The 15,787-nt window shown below is 67.0% G+C and carries 23 protein-coding genes and 1 pseudogene; 9 read left to right on the top strand and 15 right to left on the bottom strand.

Annotated elements, in window-relative coordinates; translation table 11 throughout:
* Nucleotides 1-52 precede the first annotated feature (52 nt).
* Complete coding sequence (locus AB0H84_RS04035) at nt 53-823, bottom strand: SDR family oxidoreductase (protein ID WP_357597748.1); 771 nt, start codon at nt 821-823, stop codon at nt 53-55.
* 148 nt (nt 824-971) lie between these two features.
* Here AB0H84_RS04035 and AB0H84_RS04030 point away from each other — a divergent pair, with 148 nt between their 5' ends.
* Nucleotides 972-1,607, top strand: coding sequence for a GntR family transcriptional regulator (locus AB0H84_RS04030; protein WP_357597745.1), 636 nt, complete (start codon nt 972-974; stop codon nt 1,605-1,607).
* A gap of 26 nt (nt 1,608-1,633) precedes the next feature.
* On the opposite strand, the gene AB0H84_RS04025 is transcribed toward AB0H84_RS04030, so the two are convergent.
* On the bottom strand, nt 1,634-3,034 hold the full coding sequence (locus AB0H84_RS04025) for an amino acid permease (RefSeq protein ID WP_357597742.1): 1,401 nt from the start codon (nt 3,032-3,034) through the stop codon (nt 1,634-1,636).
* 550 nt (nt 3,035-3,584) lie between these two features.
* Here AB0H84_RS04025 and AB0H84_RS04020 point away from each other — a divergent pair.
* Both AB0H84_RS04020 and AB0H84_RS04015 read left to right on the top strand, forming a co-directional pair.
* Nucleotides 3,585-3,776, top strand: coding sequence for a hypothetical protein (locus AB0H84_RS04020; RefSeq protein ID WP_357597739.1), 192 nt, complete (start codon nt 3,585-3,587; stop codon nt 3,774-3,776).
* A gap of 602 nt (nt 3,777-4,378) precedes the next feature.
* Complete coding sequence (locus AB0H84_RS04015; RefSeq protein ID WP_357597736.1) at nt 4,379-5,647, top strand: amidohydrolase; 1,269 nt, start codon at nt 4,379-4,381, stop codon at nt 5,645-5,647.
* Here the strand turns inward: AB0H84_RS04015 and AB0H84_RS04010 are convergent.
* Entirely contained in the window at nt 5,549-6,241 is a 693-nt protein-coding gene (locus AB0H84_RS04010; protein WP_357597733.1) for a TetR/AcrR family transcriptional regulator, read from the bottom strand. The genes AB0H84_RS04015 and AB0H84_RS04010 overlap by 99 nt on opposite strands.
* Between AB0H84_RS04010 and AB0H84_RS04005 the strand changes: the two genes are divergently transcribed.
* Nucleotides 6,165-7,001 carry a PfkB family carbohydrate kinase gene (locus AB0H84_RS04005; RefSeq protein ID WP_357597730.1) on the top strand — a complete coding sequence of 279 codons (837 nt, stop codon included), beginning with the start codon at nt 6,165-6,167 and terminating at the stop codon, nt 6,999-7,001. The genes AB0H84_RS04010 and AB0H84_RS04005 overlap by 77 nt on opposite strands.
* A gap of 158 nt (nt 7,002-7,159) precedes the next feature.
* Here AB0H84_RS04005 and AB0H84_RS04000 read toward each other — a convergent pair whose 3' ends face one another.
* Complete coding sequence (locus AB0H84_RS04000; RefSeq protein WP_357597727.1) at nt 7,160-8,074, bottom strand: LysR family transcriptional regulator; 915 nt, start codon at nt 8,072-8,074, stop codon at nt 7,160-7,162.
* Between the two features lie 72 nt (nt 8,075-8,146).
* Here AB0H84_RS04000 and AB0H84_RS03995 point away from each other — a divergent pair, with 72 nt between their 5' ends.
* The gene (locus tag AB0H84_RS03995) at nt 8,147-8,536 is read left to right on the top strand and encodes a RidA family protein (protein WP_357597724.1); all 390 of its coding nucleotides are present in this window, start codon (nt 8,147-8,149) and stop codon (nt 8,534-8,536) included.
* Nucleotides 8,537-8,717: 181 nt separating this feature from the next.
* On the opposite strand, the gene AB0H84_RS03990 is transcribed toward AB0H84_RS03995, so the two are convergent.
* Complete coding sequence (locus AB0H84_RS03990) at nt 8,718-9,014, bottom strand: hypothetical protein (RefSeq protein WP_357597722.1); 297 nt, start codon at nt 9,012-9,014, stop codon at nt 8,718-8,720.
* Between AB0H84_RS03990 and AB0H84_RS03985 the strand changes: the two genes are divergently transcribed.
* Nucleotides 8,927-9,130: a TetR family transcriptional regulator gene (locus AB0H84_RS03985; protein WP_357597719.1), complete on the top strand. Its 204-nt coding sequence runs from the start codon at nt 8,927-8,929 to the stop codon at nt 9,128-9,130. The genes AB0H84_RS03990 and AB0H84_RS03985 overlap by 88 nt on opposite strands.
* 272 nt (nt 9,131-9,402) lie before the next feature.
* On the opposite strand, the gene AB0H84_RS03980 is transcribed toward AB0H84_RS03985, so the two are convergent.
* The 4 genes from AB0H84_RS03980 to AB0H84_RS03965 all read right to left on the bottom strand — a co-directional run bounded on the left by AB0H84_RS03980 (nt 9,403) and on the right by AB0H84_RS03965 (nt 11,489).
* Nucleotides 9,403-9,927 (bottom strand): GyrI-like domain-containing protein, encoded by a 525-nt coding sequence (locus AB0H84_RS03980; RefSeq protein WP_357597716.1) that lies wholly within the window; start codon nt 9,925-9,927, stop codon nt 9,403-9,405.
* Nucleotides 9,928-9,941: 14 nt separating this feature from the next.
* Nucleotides 9,942-10,424, bottom strand: a complete 483-nt coding sequence (locus tag AB0H84_RS03975; RefSeq protein WP_357597713.1) for an SDR family oxidoreductase — start codon at nt 10,422-10,424, stop codon at nt 9,942-9,944.
* 107 nt (nt 10,425-10,531) lie between these two features.
* Nucleotides 10,532-10,819, bottom strand: a complete 288-nt coding sequence (locus tag AB0H84_RS03970; RefSeq protein ID WP_357597711.1) for an SDR family NAD(P)-dependent oxidoreductase — start codon at nt 10,817-10,819, stop codon at nt 10,532-10,534.
* Nucleotides 10,820-10,949: 130 nt separating this feature from the next.
* Nucleotides 10,950-11,489, bottom strand: coding sequence for a dihydrofolate reductase family protein (locus tag AB0H84_RS03965; protein WP_357597708.1), 540 nt, complete (start codon nt 11,487-11,489; stop codon nt 10,950-10,952).
* A gap of 367 nt (nt 11,490-11,856) precedes the next feature.
* On the opposite strand from AB0H84_RS03965, the gene AB0H84_RS03960 reads away from it, so the two are divergent.
* Complete coding sequence (locus AB0H84_RS03960) at nt 11,857-12,018, top strand: hypothetical protein (RefSeq protein WP_357597705.1); 162 nt, start codon at nt 11,857-11,859, stop codon at nt 12,016-12,018.
* 2 nt (nt 12,019-12,020) lie between these two features.
* On the opposite strand, the gene AB0H84_RS03955 is transcribed toward AB0H84_RS03960, so the two are convergent.
* A complete protein-coding gene (locus AB0H84_RS03955; RefSeq protein ID WP_357597703.1) occupies nt 12,021-12,965 on the bottom strand; it encodes a hypothetical protein in 945 nt (314 codons plus the stop codon).
* 49 nt (nt 12,966-13,014) lie between these two features.
* Here AB0H84_RS03955 and AB0H84_RS03950 point away from each other — a divergent pair, with 49 nt between their 5' ends.
* Nucleotides 13,015-13,467: a MarR family transcriptional regulator gene (locus tag AB0H84_RS03950; RefSeq protein ID WP_357597700.1), complete on the top strand. Its 453-nt coding sequence runs from the start codon at nt 13,015-13,017 to the stop codon at nt 13,465-13,467.
* A gap of 666 nt (nt 13,468-14,133) precedes the next feature.
* Here the strand turns inward: AB0H84_RS03950 and AB0H84_RS03945 are convergent.
* Both AB0H84_RS03945 and AB0H84_RS03940 read right to left on the bottom strand, forming a co-directional pair.
* The gene (locus tag AB0H84_RS03945) at nt 14,134-14,391 is read right to left on the bottom strand and encodes a hypothetical protein (RefSeq protein WP_357597698.1); all 258 of its coding nucleotides are present in this window, start codon (nt 14,389-14,391) and stop codon (nt 14,134-14,136) included.
* A gap of 1 nt (nt 14,392) precedes the next feature.
* Nucleotides 14,393-14,593, bottom strand: coding sequence for a hypothetical protein (locus tag AB0H84_RS03940; RefSeq protein ID WP_357597695.1), 201 nt, complete (start codon nt 14,591-14,593; stop codon nt 14,393-14,395).
* A 52-nt stretch (nt 14,594-14,645) separates the two neighbouring features.
* Here AB0H84_RS03940 and AB0H84_RS03935 point away from each other — a divergent pair, with 52 nt between their 5' ends.
* Complete coding sequence (locus tag AB0H84_RS03935) at nt 14,646-14,831, top strand: hypothetical protein (protein WP_357597693.1); 186 nt, start codon at nt 14,646-14,648, stop codon at nt 14,829-14,831.
* A gap of 16 nt (nt 14,832-14,847) precedes the next feature.
* Here AB0H84_RS03935 and AB0H84_RS03930 read toward each other — a convergent pair whose 3' ends face one another.
* The 3 genes and pseudogenes from AB0H84_RS03930 to AB0H84_RS03920 all read right to left on the bottom strand — a co-directional run.
* Complete coding sequence (locus tag AB0H84_RS03930) at nt 14,848-15,417, bottom strand: cobalamin-dependent protein (RefSeq protein ID WP_357597691.1); 570 nt, start codon at nt 15,415-15,417, stop codon at nt 14,848-14,850.
* 50 nt (nt 15,418-15,467) lie between these two features.
* Complete coding sequence (locus AB0H84_RS03925) at nt 15,468-15,644, bottom strand: hypothetical protein (RefSeq protein ID WP_357597924.1); 177 nt, start codon at nt 15,642-15,644, stop codon at nt 15,468-15,470.
* A gap of 19 nt (nt 15,645-15,663) precedes the next feature.
* Nucleotides 15,664-15,777 (bottom strand): annotated as a pseudogene (locus AB0H84_RS03920) (prolyl aminopeptidase); the annotation flags it as partial.
* Nucleotides 15,778-15,787 lie beyond the last annotated feature (10 nt).

Raw genomic sequence — 15,787 nt, 5'->3', positions numbered from 1 at the left:
GGATATTAAAATGGCTGTGAATGCCTGGTATCCAATGGGCTGCCGCGTCGGGCTACTGGGCGGTCCATCCTCCGTCGACGCTGAGGCAGTGACCGGTGATGAAGCTCGCTTCGGGGGAGGCCAGCCAGTGGACCGCGTGTGCCACGTCCTCCAGCGTCGCGAAACGACCGGTCGGAGAGTTGTTGTAGTACCAGTCACGGACGGCGGGACCGCGGCGGGCCAGCGAGGCCGCCATCATGTCCGACTGGACGGGGCCGGGGCTCACGGCGTTGACGCGGATGCCGGTGGGGGCGTATTCGATCGCGGCGGAGCGGGTCAGTCCTACCACGCCGTGCTTGGCCGCGGCGTACGCGGTGCCGCCCGGGTAGCCGACGTGGCCGGCGATGCTCGCGGTGTTGATGACGGCGCCGGAGCCCTGCTCCAGCATCACCGAGATCTGGAACTTCATGCATAGCCAGACGCCGGTCAGATCCACTTCGAGGGTCCGGTCCCATGCCTTCCTGGTCAGTTCGTGGGTCCGCGGTCCTGAACTGGTGATGCCGGCGTTGTTGTGGGCGGCGTCCATCCGGCCGAACGCGTTCACGGTCGTGGTGACGGCGTTCTCGACGCTGTCCTCGTCGGAGACGTCGGCGACGATCTCGATCGTGCGCTCGCCTCCGGGGTCATGCCGGTGGCGGGTCTCGGTGAGCCGTTCCGCATCGAGGTCGACCATGGCCACTCGGTAGCCGCCGGCCAGGAATCGGGACACGACCGCCTCTCCGATGCCGTTGGCGGCACCCGTGACGAAGGCGACTGGACGGAGGTCGGCGTTGCTGGCTGACATTTAGACTCCTCGGTGACGCTGCTGTTGAATAAAAGATATTATTTAATATCCTAAACGCGATCTCTCGTAGTGTGAGAGCCACGCCGCTTGGTATCCCATATAAGATCCAGAGAGTCATCCGATGTGGCGCATCAGGAGGAGACTCGACATGCCACGTGAACCGGTCCTCGCCGACGTGGCCTACAAGAAGCTGCGCGAAGCGCTCGCCCACGGCACCCTCCGGCCGAACCAGCGACTCGTCGAGGCCGAACTGACCGAGCTGTTCGACATCGGCCGGACGCCCATCCGAAGCGCGCTGCTGGCCCTGGAGAACCAGGGCCTGATCATCAAGCAGCGTACGAGCTGGACGGTGCGGGAGTTCGGCCCCGCCGACATCCGCAACGTCTACCAGGTCCGGATGGCCCTCGAAGGCTTCGCCGCGCGCCTGACCGCCACGGTGGCCGAGGACGGCACCCTGAAGAAGATCGAGCAGATCCTGGCCGGGCACGGCGACAAACTCGGGACGCTCGACGCCGACGCCCAGGTGAAGCTGAACGCGGACTTCCACGGATCCATCGCGCGAGCTTGCGGAAACCCGCACCTGATCGCGCAGATCGAGCGGAACCAGCAGTTCCACTTCGACTTCCACACGGCCCGCCTGTACACAGCCCAGGACTACGCCGTGGGCCATGCCAGTCACCACGAGATCGTCGGCGCTCTCCTCCGCCGCGATCCCGACGCGGCGGAGGAGCTGACCCGCGCGCATTACGAGCTGTCGTTGAAGACCCTGCTCGAACGGCTCTGAGCCGATCGCGCCGCGCCGCCCGGTTTTCATGATCCGGCGAGTTCGTCCTGTCGCGCGCCGACTGGTCGCCCGGCCCTTGAGGTGCGCACTCGGCGGATGCCGAACACGACGAGGGTGAGCGCCCATGTCCCCAGTCCGAGCCAGAGCTGGGAACGGGTGTCCTCCCGTACGCCCAGCAGGACCAGAACGGCCACGATCGCCGCGGTGGTCAGCAGGGACAGCCACGGGAACAGCCACATCCTCAGCGGAAGGTCGGCCTTGGGGTTGCGCATCCGGAGCACGATCTGCGAGACGCACATGAGCAGGTACACGAACAGGATGAGTGCGCCGGAGGAGTTGAGCAGGAACAGGAACACGGTGTCGGGCGAGACCGCGGCGGCGATCACGGACAGGAACCCGACCAACGTAGAGGCCAGGATCGCGGGCGCGGGCACCCCCCGCTTGTTGACCTTCACCAGCGCCGCCGGCGCCTCGTTCTTGCCGGCCAGCACGAACAGCATGCGAGAGGCGGTGAAGATGGCGGAGTTGAGGCAGGACAGCACGGCGACCAGGATCAGGCCGTTCATGACGCTGTCGGCGCCGGGGATGCCCATGACGTTCATGGCCGCGACGAACGGAGACTGGCCTGACTTGACCGACGACCACGGCACGATGACGGCCAGCAGGAAGACGGAGCCAACGTAGAAGGTGATGATCCGCAGGATCACCGAGTTGGTCGCCTTGCTGACCGACCGGGCCGGGTCCTTTGACTCCGCCGCGGCGATGGTGGCTATCTCGGGTCCCATCATCGCGAACATCACCACGACGACCGTCGACAACATCGCCTGCGGCCCGTTCGGGAAGAACCCTCCGTGCGCGGTCAAGTTGCCGAAGTCCAGGGAGCGCCCGGGCCACAGGCCGAGGACGAATGCCGCGCCGAGCGCGATGAAGGCCAGGATGGCCACGACCTTGATGCCGGCGAACCAGAACTCGAACTCGCCGAAGGACCTGACCGAGGTCAGGTTGGAGAGCGTCAGGCCGGCCAACAGGATCAGGCTCAGCACCCACAGCGGCAGGTCGATCCAGTACTGCAGGATCCCCGCGCCCGCGACCGCCTCGAATCCGACGACGATCACCCAGACGTACCAGTACAGCCACCCGGAGGAGAAGCCCGCCCAGTCGCCCAGGGCCTTGCGCGAGTACTCGACGAACGATCCGGTGGAGGGGTGGGCGACGGCCATCTCGCCGAGCATCCGCATAGCACACACGACGATCAGGCCGGACAGGAAATAGGTCAGGAACGAGCTCGGCCCGGTCGAAGAGAGGACGGCGCCGGACCCGACGAAGAGGCCAGCTCCGATGATGCCGCCCATCGCGATCATCGTGACGTGCCGGTTCTTCAGGTCCGGGCGCAGCCCTGCCTGGCTGCTGTTGGTGGGTGTGGTCATGTTGCTCCTCGTGCCGCGACCGTGAAGAAACCGGCCTCAATCTGGTTCTCACGAGAACACCACGTTACAATATCCAAGTCAATATCCTATTTAGGATATTCTGAGTGAGACGCCTGCGTCGCCTGCGATCTCGGTCGGGCCGGGGTGTTCATTGGCTCCGGCCGCCGAATTGATATAGCGCCGGACAGGCAGACCTCTGCCCGGCCCAAGGCCGGGATCGACCAGCTGATCGCCCGCCGCGACGTCGGCGTCCGGGAGAAACCGTCTGGGCCCCCTGCGCCAGACCGCCCGCAAGGCACGGGTCCGCGCCGGTGTCCATGTCGATGAGATTCCCGGACTATTTTGAACCGAATAGTTCATTTTGCCGTACGTTCCACCGTGCAGTGGCGCCATGAGCAATCACTCCGAAGCGCCTGTCACGCCCGTCGAGGCATACGAACCCCCTACTACGTGGCTGTCTTCACTGCGGTGCGATCCCAGGAGCAGGGCGGTTTCGGCGAGACCACGCACGAGTGGAAGACCTGGTGACGGACGTCCCTGGTTCCTGGGGATGGACCATGCGCAGGCGCCTGGCGGGCTGGCCGTCACCGTCGGCTACTTCCGCGACGCCGACGCCCTCACGGAGTGGCGAAATAACGCCGAGCACCGAGCGGCGCAGAACCGCGGGTGGGCCGAGTGGTACCAGAGCTACACGCTGCACGTGGCGAGAGTGGAGCCGAGCCACGGGTTCATGCGAACGTAGGTCCGCAGAGCCCGACAGCAGGTTGACCAACTGAAGTCAGGCGGTGGCGCTGACGCGATCCGCAGGTCTTCGACGCCGCGGCAAGATTCTTCCCCGGTGGTGCGGGGCTGGCTGTCCCTGCACCACCGGCCGATGACCTCCGTGCACGTGACGACCGGCCGGAACGGCTGAGGCCCATCCTCGGCACGCAGCCCGAACGCCACGCCAAGCGCCGGCAGCACCGGGGACCCATGTCCGCGTTCAAGCATGGCCGCGGACGCATCCACAGTTCGAAGGCTCACCGGAAGCTTCCGCCCGATCCCTTGGGGGCGAGGCAACGCGCCTCCACCTGTCGGCTGTGGCCGGTGTCGCGTAGTAAGCGCAATCCTGGCCAGGCGCTGAGCCACTGCAATCCGTTACGCATGTGTTTCTCCTGCCGTGGACGGACAGTGAGCTCGGGCCGTGCGTCCACACGCGTTCTGGGCACGAAGGGCGCGCCGTACTGAGGGTCCGATGCTGGCATGGAGGGTTGACTTACCACTCAGCAAAGTGAACCATTTGATTCAATCTAGCGCCTCGGACCCTCCGGGCGGAAGCCTCGAATTTTTGATAGGACCCATAGTTTGAGCCACGAAGCACCCGAGTTCGACCTGGTGATCCGTCATGGGCACGTCCTGACCATGAACGCCGGGAACGCCACGTTCGATGACGGCTTCCTCGGTGTCCGTGATGGCCGGATCGCCGTTGTGGGCCCCGACGCCGGGCAGCCTCCCTACAAGGCGGCTCGCGAGATCGACGCGACCGGCTGCGCGGTCCTGCCCGGAATGGTCAACGCCCACAGCCACCTGGCGATGGCCCAGTTCCGCGGGATCGCCGACGACGTGACGCTGGACGAGTTCGTCTCCCGCCTCACCACTGAGGAGGCCAAAGTCCTCACCCGCGACACCGTCCGTCACGGCGCCGCGTCAGCCTCGGCCGAGTCCATCCTGGCCGGAACCACCGCCGCGCTGGACATGTACTGGTTCGATGAGGAGACGGTGGCCGCGGCCGCGCCGTACGGGCTGCGGATCGTCACCGGCCCCACATTCGCCAACTTCGCCAACCCCGACCCGCGCTCGTTCGAGGAGATCCTTCAGGATGCCGAAGCCAGGTTGGCCGCCCACCCGCCGGGTGCGACCGCGGCCCCTGTACTCATGCCGCACAGCACCTACGCCCTGAGCCGACGCCAACTCCAGGACGTCGCCGCACTCGCTGAGCGATACGCCTGCCGCGTCCACGTGCACGCAAGCGAGAGCCCCAAGGAGGTGGCCGACGTCCGCCAAGCGCACGGCGCCTCACCCATCCAAGTGCTGGAGCAGACCGGCCTGCTGGGGGCGGGTACGGTGGTGGCGCACGCGGTCGTCATCGACGACGCCGACATCGAGACCCTGGCCGCCACGGGTACCTCCGTCGCGCACTGCCCGTGGTCGAACCTCAAGTTGGCCTGCGGCGTGGCTCCTGCGGGCAGGCTTCTCGCGGCAGGCGTGACAGTGGCCCTCGGCACCGACAGCGCCGCCAGCAGCAACGGACTCGACGTCTGGTCGGTTGTCAGGCTGGCCGCCACCCTGCACAAGGGAATATCCGGCGACCCGCGGCTGATCACGGCACGGGAGGCTGTGGAACTGGCCACCGTCCACGGTGCGAGAGCGCTGCGGCTGGACGGGGAAATCGGCACGCTCGAGACCGGCAAACGCGCCACGCTGCAGGTGGTCGACCTCTCGCGGCCGCACTTCGCCGGCTGCCAGGACGTGTGGTCAGCCCTGGCCTATTCCGCGCGCCCCTCCGATGTCCGCGATGTCGTCGTGGACGGCGTCGAGCGCGTTCTCGCCGGCGCTTTCGTGGGCACGCAGTGATTCGGCCCGCCGGGAGATCGCGACAGTCGCCCGATCATGCACGGCCGTGACCCCGTCCACGTCACCGGTGGCGAGGAGGTCCAACTGCAGACCACGCCACAGTGCGATGATCTCTCTGGCCAGCAGATTCGCGTCACCGGGTGCCAGGCCGTCCTTCTCCAGGGCCGCGCTCGCCGTGCCGATCCAGTCGTGGCCGAAATGCCGCAGGAGACCGGGGATGCGGTCAGGCTGGTGCACCGCCAGCCCGACGGATTCGAACAGCAATCTCAGGTAGGGCAGGTTCTCCTCCCGGCATACGGCTCGCCAGGTCTCCCGCAGCCGCTCATCCAGCGGGATGTCCAGACGGCTGATGTGCCGATCGAGATCCTTCATCGACGGATACTGCAGCAGCGCCGCGTCGAGAGCTTCCTTGACCAGGTTCTCTGTCGATCCGAAGTAGTACAGCAGCATGCGGTTGTTCGACCCCGCCGCTTTGGCGAGCTCGCGCAGTGTCGCGGCCGCGGATCCGTTTCTCAACATGTACTCGACGATCCGGTTCAACAGCTTTTCCCTGCCGCGGGCTTCCTTGCCCTCAGCGGTACCCGTGCGCGCCACGGTGCCGAGGCTACTCCGGATTTCACAGCCCCACACACGACCGATTCCGTCACCCGCCGAAGGTCCAGCCCACGGTGTGGCGTCCTCATACAGGAGGACACATGACCTTTCTCGTGATCGGCGAAAGCATCGCCGACCTGAGCGGCTCGCCGGGGGACTGGCGTTCACCGCGGTCCCGGGAGGCAGCCCGCTCAACGTCGCGGTCACGCTCGCCGGCCTCGGCCGACCGACCAGGTACGTCAGCGAGGTCCACGAGGACATGTTCGGCGATTTTCTGCGCGACCATCTCACCCGGCACGGGTGCCGCACCGACGAACTACGCGGCACGCAGGCGACCAACCTCGCCATCCCCAGGATCGGCGGGGATGGATCAGCGACCTACGACTTCGGGTTCGGCTGGCGGCTCGTGGGGAGCGTGCCGCTCGACGGAAGCGCATGCCTGCACACTGGCTCCCTCGCCACGCTCGTCGGTGGGGGAGCCGAGGAGGTGGGCACGTGCTGGTGGCGGGGATGGCCAGGGCGGTCGGTGGGCTGCGGGAAGCACGGACGATGCTCGGCGACCTGGCCGATCGGACCCGGTCGCCGGACGAGGTGGCCTACCCTGGATCGCGAGAACGAGCCGAAACCGGACACTCCACCCTACGGCCCAACCATGCGAGGCGCCGGAGGTGTGGACTGTCACCGGATCCTCACTCGCCTCCAGCGAGGCCTGCGTCACCGAGGCCTTCGCCCCGCTTCTCATCGGCCGCGACGCCGATGACCACGGTCCCACGCTTGTAGGCCGCAGGTCAGCGAGTCCAGGTGGTGCTCTCGTTACAGCCACTGGCGACGTTCGTTCTCCACTGGGTTGGTGCCTTCTAAGGGATGTCTTTAAGCCCCCATCACGATCATGGACTGGTGATCCGCAAGGTCGGTGTGTCATGGTGGCCTGTCCGGCTGATCTTGGCTGATGGCCGCCAGAAAGCTTGCGACCAAGGGGGTGTGGTCGTTCTTCCGCCAGGCGACGGCGATTTGTGTGCGAACGGTATCGGGCTCAATCCTGCGGAAGGCGACGCCTTTGAGGCGGATGCGCCGGATGCCAGCCGGGGCAAGGGAGACCCCCAGGCCGACTTCCACCAGGGCGCAAACGGTCTGCCACTCCACCGCGTGCTGGGCCACGCGCGGCGTGAAGCCGGCTGCGATGCACAGGTTGGTGATCTGATCGTGAAGCTGTGGGCCGGCGGTGCGGGGCAGGAGCACGAAGGGAGAGTCCGCCAATTGCGCGAGGCGGACCGTGCGCTGGGTCGCCAAAGGGTGCCCGGACGGTAGGACGGCCACGAAGGGCTCAGCAAGTACGGTTTTGAAGCTGAGTTCGGTCTCGTCGTCGGTGGAGGGCTCTCGCAGCAGGCCGATGTCGATGGTCTTATCGTGCAGGGCGGCGATCTGCGGCGCTGTGGTCATCTCACGGATGTCCAGGTGAACGTCGGGGAAGCGTTCCCGGAAGGTGCGCAGCAGTCCGGGCAGGACGGTCAAGGCCAGGGAGGCGGCGAAGCCGATCCGCAGGCGGCCGGCCCGGCCGCTGCCCACGGCCCGGGCTGCCGCCAGGCCGTCCGCGAGGTCGGTGAGGGCCCGCCGGGCTGCGGGCAGCAGTTCGTGACCGGCTGGGGTGAGGGCGATGCGTCCTGGTTCGCGGCTGAACAACGCGTGGCCGACTTTGTCTTCCAGGCGGCGGATCTGCTGGCTCAGTGGCGGCTGGGCGATACCCAGGCGGACGGCGGCGTGGCCGAAGTGGAGTTCCTCGGCGAGCACGACGAAGGCGTGCAGCTGCGGCAAGGGTAGTTCGGGGCGCTCCATACGCCTAGAGATATCAGGCGATGCCTATGGGTGTATTGGACGTATATGTGCTGGTCTCTTAGTGTTCGGCGCATGACGGAGCGACGTGCGATCCTCAGCGGCTCGACGTTTGAGGAGCAGATCGGCTATGCCCGCGCCGTGGTTGACGGCGATTGGGTTCACGTGTCGGGGACGACCGGGTTCGACTACACCACCATGACGATTTCAGACAACGTGGTGGAGCAGGCTGAGCAATGCTTGCGCAACATCGCGGCTGCGCTGGCCGAGGCGGGATGCAGTTTCGCCGACGTCGTGCGGGTACGGTACATGCTGCCGGACCGGGCCGACTTCGAGCCCTGCTGGCCGGTTCTGCGCCGATACTTCGGCGAGGTCCGGCCTGCCGCCTCGATGCTCATGTGCGGCCTTTCCGACCCTCGGATGAAGATCGAGATCGAGGTGTACGCGCGGCGCGCCACCACGTAACGACCTGTGTCATCAGAGTTCGGGATGCCGCCATGTGATCTAGATGAGTAACTCCGATGGCAGGGGTTGATGCCTGGGTATGAAGGGAGGGTGTCGATGATCAGGTTGGGGCGCAAGACCTCGACACCCTCTTGACCGCACTGAGCTGTTCGAATCGCGGGTAGTCCTTTGCACTTGCGTTTTAAGGTCGACGGGCGAGGCCGTCGAGTATGAGAGACAGGAAGCGCTCCGGGATGACGCCCGGATGGCAGGCGAACACGTTGAGCAGTTCCATGAGGTCGCCGGTGCCGACATCTGAACGCATCGCACCGTCCGCCTGCGCCTGCCGTACCAACTCGTCGAGCCGCCGCACCAGTGCCTGCCTCGCCTGCGGCGCGGAGGTCCCGGCCAGTGCGGCTTCGATGGCGCCGCGACCCTTTTCCACGCTGTAGAGGACGAAGGCGCGAACGGCCGCCCACGCGTCAGGCTCGGCCGCCACGACGCGGTCGAGGCCGTCGATGGCTGATCGCCAGCCGGGCCGGCGTTGGCGTCGGCACGCTCTACCGCCGCTTCCCCGACCGCAGCGTACTGCTCGCCGCACTGGCCGAGCAGTAGGCGAGGCCAAAGCGGACAAGGCGGTCGGTGTCGGCGGCAAGGTAGACAGGCAGACCCGCTCACCCGGCCGGAGCCGCCGGGGAACCTGCGGCCACGGCGCGACGCGAGTGCCGAAGGCGACGAACAGGACTGACCACGATGAGGGATGCTGAGGCCGGACGCGACCAGGGCTCCGCGCGGTGCGCGGGGCCCGGCTCGTAGCTGTGTTGCTGCTCGCGCGGGCGGCTGCGCACGCCCGTCGCCCATCGCGACTTGAGCGGCACTGCGGTCGTTCAAGCGGGTGTTGGCAAGCGCTCCTGCCTTGTCACGAGGGGCTGGATGAGCTGGGTGTGCCAGGTGGAGGGGGCCGGCCAGTTGGACGGGTCGGGTTGTTGGGTGAGGTCGATCCAGGTGTAGATCTCCCATGCGCCGCCGTGTGGTTCGTATGTGGATGCGTCCGTCCAGGTTTGCAGCCGGCCGTAGGCATCGGCCAGGCGGTCGTGCGCCCCGGGGTGCCAGGTGCCTATGGCGGGTCCGGCGGGCAGGTGGCCGGTGCTTATCTGCCGGTCGTGCAGGGCCGGCGTCTGGGTGGGTACGCCGATCTCGATGTCGGTTTCGAGCTCGTCGAAGGAGTGGTAGCGCACGTACGGAGGCCCGTCCGGCTGCACGTCGTGCTCGAGCAGGTAGCGCCACAGCGCGGTCAGGCCGTCGGCTAGGGAGTGCTGGAGCTGGACCACGGCGACGGTGTGCCGTACGCGGGCGACGGGCTGGGCGGCGAGGGTGTGGAAGATGACGTCTTGGCTGTGTGGCGAGTTCATCGTGGTGCGGGTGCTCAGCTGGGGAAGGTGCCGCTGGTGACGTTGACGAACGTGCCGGTGATCGCGGCGGCGTGGTCGGAGGCCAGGAACGCGGCGGTGGCGGCGACCTGTGCCACGCGGGGTGAGCGGCGCAGTGCGCGCACGCTGGACAGGTGGTCCAGCACGCCGCGGAAGGTGGCCTCGTCCACCTGGGGTGCTGGGTTGACGGCGGTGAGCTTGGCAGGGGAGACGGCGTCCTCGACGCCGGAGGTCCAGATGCCCAACGCGCGCACGCCGTGCGGCCCGATCTCGACAGCCAGGTTGCGGATGAAGGTGTCGAGCAGGGCGTCGGCGGGGCCGGTGGCGCCCATCAGCGGGCTGCCGAAGGCCGAGCCGCTGTTGATCGCGAGTATCACCCCTGACCCTTGCCTGATCATGTGGCGGGCGGCGGCGCGGGCGGTGATGAAGTTCGTGGTGGCGCCGGTCGTGATCGGGCCGACGAAGTCCGCGGTGGACATCTCGACGAGCGCTGCACATGACGGAGGTCCGGGCTGAGCTCGGTCAACTTGGCTTACGTGAAAGAAGAGATCATCTGCCTCTGACCTGCTGGAAGGGTCCTCCGACCCTAGATAACCATCGCGTTGTTGACCAGGATGTCGATGCGACCGAGTTCCCGTACGGTCTGCTCGACCGCGTTCGTGACCGCGTCGGCGTCCGCGTTGTCCGCCTTGATGACCAGGGCTCGTCCGCCGTTTGCTTCGATCTGGTCGGCGACGGCCTGCGCCTTGTCCGCGGTGCTGGTGTAGGTGAGCGCTACCGCGGCTCCGTCCCGCGCCAGCCGCTGGACGATCGCCGATCCGATGCCACGGCTGCCCCCGGTCACCAGAGCGACCTTGCCTGCAAGCTCGTTCATGTCCGCCTCATTTCATGTAGTCAGATTTGTTTCGTTGCGTGTCTCCGGACGCTGCTGTCGCTGTGGACAGCCGCGGTCACGAGCATGCACCATCGGCGAACCGATCCCTCGGACCGCCGGGTTGCTTGTGTCAGATCCCCGCCGGCTCATACGAAAGAACGACGACACCTGTTCTGAGAGTCTTTGTCGTGACAAGTCGCAGCGCTGTTTCTTGCCCGTCTCGCGACAGCCGCGTACCGTGGCCCACGAAGAGTGGGTGGACCCAGAAATGGAGTTCGTCGAGCAGGTGGTGCTCCAGCAGCGTCTGCCCGAGAGGGCCATGGCCGTACATGACGAGGTCGCGGCCGTCCTGCCGTTTGAGCTTGTCCACCTCGGCTGGGACATCACCCCTGATGATGGTCGAATTGTTCCAGTCGGCATTTTCCAACGTGGATGAAAAGACGTACTTGGGAATACTGTTGACCCGGTCGGCGTATTCACCGGTCTGCGCGGGCCATGCGGACGCGAAGATCTCGTACGTCCGCCTGCCCATCAACATCCCGTCGCTCGCCAGGAGCCGTTCCAGCGCGTACGCCCGAGCTTCACCGTCGAAATAGTCATTGGCCCAGACGTGCGGGTCTCCGATTACTCCGTCAAGAGACACGAGGGTGGATTCGACGATCTTACGCATTGCTGCCTCCGTTGGTTACGTCGTCTGGTTACGTCGTCGGGCGTGGTGTCCGGCCGCGGTCATCGACCCGTGTCGAGCCATCCGGGCCGCCACGGTTGGTGCTGATGAACTGAAGACCAGCCATCACCCGGAGAGGAATCGCGGCCGGGGATGCCGATCCGGCTCGAGACGGGCAGGCGGGTCGCCTGTCATGCGCCACCAGACCCGCGGCAGGAACGCCCCGGTGACGATCGGCGGACGCGGCGGTGCGAGAGTGGTCATGACCATGGAGAACTCCTGAGGAAGATTTCCTGGTTCCTCATGATGTGGCCAGGTCAGAGCCGTCCGCGATACATTCGGCGGCAGCCGAATCCAGAGGGACCCGGACATGCTCACGCTGACGTTCACCGCCTACGACGTGACCTCGATCAGGTTCGCGCTCTCCCCGCTCAGGGAGGTCACCGCGAGCGTCCACGCGCTGCGCACCCCGGCCCGCCGGGCCCTGCAGCTGCCGTGGTTCAAGCAGGAGCCCTCGCCAGCAACACGGTGACCTCACGCGTGCGCTTCGCTGAGGACGATGCCACCCACGCCCAAGGCTGGAACATAAGGGTTGTCCGAGCGCTGGGCGACCGTGAAGAACACGGCGAGTCGGCCGCCATCGGCGACGGCTGTCGGCTTCCACACTCCTGCGTCGTGCCATGCTGTCCCGTCGATGGTTCGTACGATTTGCCGCGCTGGCTTCCACGGTCCGTGGGGGCTGTCGCCCCGTGCTCTCCACAGGCCGTGCTCGGGGGTGAAGACCGAATCGAGTGGGTGGCGGGAGGTGACCAGGGCGAAGCCCTCGCCGTCCCGAGTGACAAGTGCGTCGAAGCGGTCCTCTTCCGGCTGCCCGCGCCGCCGCCAGCCGCTGACGCCGTCGGCGCTTTCGGCCCACCCCACCGACGGGCGCCCGTCGGCGGCGAGCCCGGCCGTGTAGCGCAGCATCCAGGAGCCCTCGTGATAGAGCACGTTCGGCTCGAGAACGGTGCCGCGTTCCCATGATTCGCTCGCGGTGAAGACCGGCTCGGGATGACGCGCCCAGCGGGTGCCGTCCCATTGCAGGAAGCCGATCTGGTACGGGCCGTAGAGGCTCTCCCAGGCCGTAGAACTGGCGTAGTAGATCCGCTCGACCACGTTGCCGTCGGCGTCGCGACCCCGGACGTAGGACGGGCAATGGTAACCGGTGGCGTCCCAGGCGCCGCTCGGCGGCGGTCCTGTCAGCCTTGCCGCCTGGTGCGGATCGTCCGGACTCGTGGAGATCTGCCAGCCCGCGCTTAGCTCGGGCGATTGGGCGGTGTACAGGTGAATGACCTTCTCCTCGGCCTGCATGCCACCCATAACCATCCACCAGTGGCCGTCACGCCGCGTGACGCTCGGATCGGCCACAGTGTCGAGGTTCCGCAGGTGGGCCAGGCCCTTGCCGGCCGCGCCGCCGAACACCAAGTCCTTCATGTCCATACTCCATACGATGGTCGAACATTTGATGTCTGGATAGTACGATGATCGTATGACAAGTGCAACGGACCCGGTTGTAGCGCTGATGGGCCTCCAGCAGCATGCTGCGGCTCTCGGCACGATCCACGCCGAGCAGATCGCCTCTCAGCTCGGCATCACCGCGACCGATTTGAAGGGCCTGTTCCTGCTGCTGCAACGGCCGCACGCGCCGCGCGAGCTAGCGGCCGCCCTGCACCTGACACCGAGCGCGATCACATCCGTCATCGATCGGATGGAGCGGGCGGGCTTCGCGCGGCGTGAGCCATCGAAGACCGATCGGCGGCGCTATCTCGTCACGGCTGTGCCGGATCGTGCACAACAGGCCATCGAGCTGTACACGCCGCTCTTCACCAGCATGCGCGAGGTGCTCGCCCATTACGACGACGACCAGCTCGCGACGCTACTCGATTTCGCCCAGCGCACCGTGCATGCTTTCGAGGAGTTGACAACGCGTCGGCGGGAGTGAGAGCTCTTGTGGGATCTTCGGTGGGGTGTCGGAATGAGACCTAAGGTCGACACGTCGGCGGTGCCGCGACTGGGCCGGACATACCGGCGGCTGGAGGCACTTTCGAAGCGGAGAGCCGACCGACACGATCCGGTCTCGACCACGTGCTGGCGGGGTTCTGATTTGTACCGTCGAGGTGCGTGGCTCCGCCAAGGACCGCGGCTCAGTTCGGGGAGCCCGTCCGCTGTGATCGTGCATCGATGAGGGTGTGGTGGTCTCCATGTCCGGGGAAGCCGAGATGACCGTGAGCGAGACCATCGTGCTCGCAGCCGGGCAGGAGCGGCCGGCCGGGCAGCCCGCTGGGCCGGACGTCCACTTGGTGGCCGTGTTCGCCAAGGCCAAGCGTTTGAACGGTACGTGGCCGCTGTTCGCGCGGGGACTGGATCCGGCCGTCCAAACGGCGTGGTTGCGCAGCCGGTACCGGGCGGTGGCGGTCTGTGCCGCTGGCCGGTCGATACGCCGAGGCAACATCAAGGCTCGCCTGGCCCGCTCCCGTTCACCAGTCAATAGCCCAACCATGACCACATTCCGGCACTCTTGTGACCCGAGCCCCGACACCAAATCCCTTTGTCAGCAGGCTCTAAGAGGGGTGACGGGGCGTCCAATTGTCCGGCCTCGGACAATTGGTCAACGCCTACGGCGGCGGCGCTCGGCGGCGAGGTCGATCACGTCGGCGTACTGGTGCTCCTCGGCGTGGTAGGTGACCATCATCGCTCGCGTGGCCAGCCTGCGAACGGCCTTAACCTCATCGGCGTCCAGGCGTCGGCCACCATTCAGCACACGCTGCGAGGCGGTCAGCAGGCCACGCACGGCCGCCGCGAGCTCCTGCGCTTCGGTCCGCCGGAGCGTCAGCGGTACGACCACCTGGGCAGCCTCGGCGCCCATGTCAGATCATCCTTCTCTGCTCGGCGACCAGCTCGCCCACGAGCGCCTGGCGGGCCTGGTGAAGGCTGCGCAGTGCCTCATCGATCGAGCGGACGGCGGCGTGCCCGGCCCTGAGGGCCTCGGCGGTGTTCGGCTGGCCGTCGCGTCGGGCGAGCGCTGCTAACGCCTCGGCAACGGCGTCGGCGTTCGGAAGAATATGCATGGCCCTCTGAGATCGTCAAGGGAGAAACCGCAGGTTGCCCTACGATCGTGCCATGGCAGAAAGTAAGAAGGGACGGCCGGCGACCGGCAAGACGCCGAACAAGACTGTTCGCGTGCCTGACGGGCTCTGGAACGCGGCCAAAGCCAAGGCCAAGGAGGAGGGGGCCACCGTCTCAGACGTAGTCAACACATGCCTGACCAAGTACGTGTCCAAGCCGAAGAAACAGGATCCTAAATAGGGGGTAGTCCAGTGCACTACTGGCACGTGTAGCGGCAGCCGCGGGTGATCTCGATCGGCCCCTTCCTGCCCAGGAACGAGGGGAACGCGTCGAGCGGGAGCTGCGGCGCCGGCCTGGTGCGCAGCGCGACGCCGTCACCGTCCTTGATCGCCAGCCCCGGGACCGAGGTGAGCGGCTCGTCCCGCTGGAGGGCCCGGACGAGGGAGATGATCGTGGACTCGCCCTCGCCGATCCCCGCCAGGTCCCAGCCCGCGTCGATCACCTGCTGCGGCTCGGCCGTGGCGTGCACGCCACCGGCGATGTGCAGCACCTTCGGGGAGCCGGACATGGCCTGCGACGTGCCGCTCAGCGCTCTGACCGTGGCCAGCTCGGCGGCCATGGCCTCCGCGTCCGGCGAGTAGAACGACCACAGCACGAGCACCCGGTCGGCCTGGCAGGCCGTGATGTGCTCGGCGGTCTCCTCGGGAGTGGTCCCGAGCCTCAGCTCGTGCTCGACCCCGGCGCTCTCCAGGGCGGCGAGCAGCGCGTGCACGCCGTACGTCACCGCCTTGCGGTATCGGACCACCACACCCACTGCCAGCGCCACGTCCCGCAGCGTAGCTCAGGTCGCGCGCACGTGGACCCCGCCGCGGAAGGCTAGGCCCGCCCGGCCATCCTGCGGACCACGGCCACGAGCGTCTCGCCCAGCCCCGGGCCGTGGCCGGCGCCGTCGAGCACGATCAGCTCGCAGCCGGGCCACGCCCGCGACAGCTGCCACGCCGTCTCCAGCGGCGTGCTCACGTCCAGCCGCCCGTGCACCAGCACGCCGGGCACGTGCCCCAGCCCGCCACGCCCCCGGCCCGCCGTGCACGACCACGGCCGGCTTGCCCGCCGGATTGCCCGCCACCTCCCAGTACACGAGGTTGCCGTCGCCGACGTCGAGCATCCCCTTGTCGTACGCATGCATGTGCTCACCC

It is taken from the genome of Nonomuraea sp. NPDC050786, assembly GCF_040654115.1.
GTDB lineage: Bacteria > Actinomycetota > Actinomycetes > Streptosporangiales > Streptosporangiaceae > Nonomuraea.
Note: the sequence above shows the minus strand (reverse complement) of the source record. Positions and strands in the feature narration are given on the sequence as shown.